Source organism: Paenibacillus sp. NRS-1781 (genome assembly GCF_050467745.1).
GTDB classification, from domain to species: Bacteria; Bacillota; Bacilli; order Paenibacillales; family Paenibacillaceae; genus Paenibacillus; species Paenibacillus terrae_A.
On record NZ_JBITPI010000091.1, the window covers coordinates 1 to 3,668 of the forward strand.

At 49.5% G+C, this 3,668-nt stretch carries 1 protein-coding gene; it reads left to right on the forward strand.

Annotated features, from left to right (window positions below):
• Positions 1 to 3,668, forward strand: a 3,668-nt coding sequence (locus tag ACIFO6_RS23800; protein ID WP_430044474.1) for a condensation domain-containing protein, incomplete at both ends; no start/stop codon positions are given.

A 3,668-nucleotide genomic window follows, 5' to 3' on the forward strand; every position in this document is an offset into this window, starting at 1 on the left:
ATTACCAGCACCAGAAGGCAGTCTGCAAAGAGGAGTTGATTATGCAGAGCCTCGAACAGCGCCCGAACGGGCGTTGGTGGCGGTTTGGCAGTCGGTGCTGGGCGTGAAAATCGTTGGTTTATTGGATAATTTCTTTGACCTGGGTGGAGATTCGATCAAGGCGATCCAAATTTCGTCCCGTGTATTCCAGAAAGGCTACAAACTGGACATGAAGGATTTGTTCCAGTATCCAACGATAGCTGCACTGGCACCGCATATTCGTGAGATCAGTCGAATCGCGGATCAGGGAGAAGTGAGCGGAGAGACGGTATTACTCCCGATCCAGCACTGGTTCTTTTCGCAGGAACGCGGGCGTCCGCAGCACTTTAATCAGGATGTAATGCTCTATAGCGCTGCAGGCTTTGACGAGACGGCAGTTCGCCGGGTCATGGATCATATCGTGAAGCATCATGATGCGTTGCGTACGGTTTTCCACAAGACCACATCCGGTTATGCAGCTTGGACACGCAGTGTAGAGGAAGGCGCATTGTATACGCTGGAAACCGCAGATTTCCTTGAACTAACGACGTATACTGAGAAGCTTGAAGCGAAGGCGACTGAAATTCAAAGCAGCATCAACCTGGGCGAAGGACCTCTGGTGAAGCTTGGTTTGTTTCATTGTGCTGATGGCGACCATTTGTTGATAGCCGTTCACCATTTAGTGATAGATGGAGTATCATGGCGGATTCTGTTTGAGGATTTTTCCACAGGCTACAAGCAAGCAAGCAAGAACCAGCCTGTACAATTCCCACTCAAAACAGATTCCTTTCAATCCTGGGCTTGCGAGCTGTCAGCTTATGCTAACAGCTCAGCAGCCGAGTCTGACGCAACATACTGGCAGCAACTCGAACTGACCAAAGCGTCCGCTGCCTCACTACCCAAGGATTTTGCCTATGACGGATCCTTGAACACGGACAGCGAAGTGCTAACCGTAGAATGGACGGAAGGTGAAACACAGCAGCTCTTGAAACAAGCGCATCACGCCTATAACACAGAGGTCAATGATCTGCTCCTGACCGCGCTAGGTTTGGCAATTCATAACTGGACGGGGACAAATCATGTGCTGGTGAACCTAGAAGGTCATGGCCGGGAAGCGATCCTTTCCAATGTAGACATCACACGTACGGTTGGCTGGTTTACCAGCTTGTATCCGGTACTGCTGGAAACGGGCTCAGGACTGACGCTGGCACAGCGAATCAAAGAAACGAAGGAAAGCTTGCGCCAGATTCCGCATAAAGGGTTGACGTACGGCACTTGGCGCTATTTGTCCGAAGCGTCTGCCGAGGAACATGGACGTACAATTTTAGCAGAACCGGAAATCGGCTTTAACTATTTGGGTCAGGTGGACCAGGATTTACAAAACAGCGGCATCACATTGTCGTCGTATGGAGCAGGCGAGACGGATGATCCCCAATCGAGATTGCCATATACGCTGAATTTGAACGCGATGATCTCAGAGGGTACATTGCGACTGACGATCGCTTACAGCCGCAAGCAGTATCGTAAGGAAACGCTAGAACGCGTGGTAGGATTGCTGCAATCCGCTTTACAAGAAGTGATTGTGCATTGCGCCGCTCAAGAGCAGCCGGAGCTGACACCGAGTGATGTGTCCTTTAAGGGCCTGACGATCGGGGAATTAGAGCAAATGGCGGAGCAAGCCTCATCGGTAGGTGAATTGGAAAATGTGTACGTGTTAACACCCATGCAGAAAGGTATGTTGTTCTACAACCTGATGGATTCGCAATCCGAGATGTATTTTGAACAGGCATCCTTCGATCTGAAAGGACACTTTAATATTGCTGCGTTTGCCGCGAGTCTGGATATGCTGGTGCAACGACATACTGTTTTACGGACGAATTTCTACAGCGGCTGGAAGGATGAACCTCTTCAAGTTGTGTACCGGAATAAGCGCAGTGAGCTATATTGGGAAGATTTGCATGAGGTGCAGGAAGAGAAGCGGAATGATTATATCCTCGAATTTATGCGCAAAGACAAGCAACGAGGTTTTGATTTGGGACAGGATGCTTTGATGCGTATAGCTATTTTGCGTACGGGTGAGGATTCGTATCGTTTTGTATGGAGCTTCCACCATATTGTGATGGACGGTTGGTGCTTGTCGCTAGTGACCAATGAAGTGTTTGCGAGCTACTTTGCAATTCTTGCCCATAAACAGCCGAAGCTGGCACCTGTAACGCCGTATAGTCAATATATTGAATGGCTGGAGCAGCAGGATCGGCATGCAGCTTTAAATTACTGGAGCACATACCTGGCCGGATATGAAGAGCAGGCTCATTTACCTCAAGCTAATATGAAGAGCAAAACAGGTCATCATGCGGAGCGGCATGGTTTTGATCTGGGGGTAGACTTGACGACCCAAATTCAGAGGATTGCTCAGCATTATCAGGTGACGATCAATACGTTGATACAGACGGTGTGGGGCATTTTACTTCAAAAATATAACGGTACGGATGATGTTGTGTTTGGCAGTGTCGTCTCTGGACGCCCGGCAGATATTCCGAATGTAGAGCATATGATCGGTCTGTTCATTAATACGGTGCCTGTACGCATCAGCAGCCGCGAGGAAAGTCTATTCTCAGAAGTGATGAAGCAAATTCAGGAGCAATCTATGGCTTCCCATGCCTACGACACGTACCCGCTGTATGAAATTCAGGGCTTGTCAGAACTCAAGCAAGATTTGATTAACCATATAATGATTTTTGAAAATTATCCAGTGGAGGAAGGAATTGAACAGCTGGGTGATGGTAAGCAAGCCGGCTTCACTGTTACGGGAGCTGAGTCGGTCGAGCAAACGAACTATGATTTCAATTTGATCGTTATGCCAGGGAATACAATCCAGATGAGATTTGGCTACAATGCACAGGTCTTTGAACACGAAGGTATAGAGCAAATTCAAGGACACCTGATGCAGCTGCTGAAGGAAGTGGTGGCGAACCCAGATATTCCTGTACGTGAGCTGGATGTATTGACTAAGCAAGAACGCGAGCAAATTCTTCGTGTGTGGGGAGATACGGAAGCGGACTGTCCGAGCGAGCAGACGATTCATGGCTTGTTCGAGGCGCAAGCGGCGCAGACCCCGGAGCAGGCAGCATTGTTCTTCGAAGGAGAGCAACTAACTTACAGCGAGCTGAACGAGCGGGCCAACCGACTGGCTCGAATCTTGCGGAGTCACGGCGTGACGACAGACCGTTTGGTCGGTCTGATGACCGAGCGTTCCGTGGATATGATCGTGGGGATGTTCGGGATTATGAAGGCCGGAGGCGCGTATATCCCCATTGATCCGACGTATCCAGAAGAACGCATCCGTTACATGCTGGATGATTCGGGTGCGGATCTCTTGTTAACCCAAAGCCATCTGGTGGAAAAAGTGGCCTTTGACGGCAAGATACTGGTGCTGGATGGGAAGCAGGAGATCTATCACGAAGATGGATCGAATCTGGAGCCAGTGTCTGGCCCGAACGATCTGGCGTATGTGATCTACACCTCAGGAACGACGGGTCAGCCGAAGGGCGTAATGATCGAGCATCACGGGCCGTGCAATCTGAAAACGTATTTCGATGACACCCTACACATGAGCTTGTCGGATCAGGTCCTGATGTTTGCCAGCTATT